The 677-nt window shown below is 57.5% G+C and carries 2 pseudogenes; both read left to right on the plus strand.

Annotated elements, in window-relative coordinates:
- Positions 1-273: pseudogene (intI1, locus tag R7044_RS25705) on the plus strand (class 1 integron integrase IntI1); the annotation flags it as partial.
- Positions 274-569: 296 nt separating this feature from the next.
- A pseudogene (locus R7044_RS25710) lies at positions 570-677 on the plus strand (recombinase family protein); the annotation flags it as partial.

Genomic DNA, 677 nt, shown 5'->3' on the forward strand with positions numbered 1-677 from the left:
CGTCGCCATCACATGTATGACCAGACCTTTCAGCGCGCCTTCAAACGTGCCGTAGAACAAGCAGGCATCACGAAGCCCGCCACACCGCACACCCTCCGCCACTCGTTCGCGACGGCCTTGCTCCGCAGCGGTTACGACATTCGAACCGTGCAGGATCTGCTCGGCCATTCCGACGTCTCTACGACGATGATTTACACGCATGTGCTGAAAGTTGGCGGTGCCGGAGTGCGCTCACCGCTTGATGCGCTGCCGCCCCTCACTAGTGAGAGGTAGGGCAGCGCAAGTCAATCCTGGCGGATTCACTACCCCTGCGCGAAGGCCATCGGTGCCGCATCGAACGGCCGGTTGCGGAAAGTCCTCCCTGCGTCCGCTGATGGCCGGCAGCAGCCCGTCGTTGCCTGATGGATCCAACCCCTCCGCTGCTATAGTGCAGTCGGCTTCTGACGTTCAGTGCAGCCGTCTTCTGAAAACGACAAACGATGTCAGAATAGAGTTAAATTTCCTATTGATTGACATATTCCGTCAAAGGTAATAGATTTCATCCTGACACTTTTGCCTTTGGAGGCATCTTGCAAGGTCAACGCATCGGCTATGTCCGCGTCAGCAGCTTCGACCAGAACCCGGAACGGCAATTGGAGGGTGTTCAGGTGGCGCGGGTGTTCACCGACAAGGCTTCT

This window comes from Vibrio sp. 1402, from assembly GCF_033340275.1.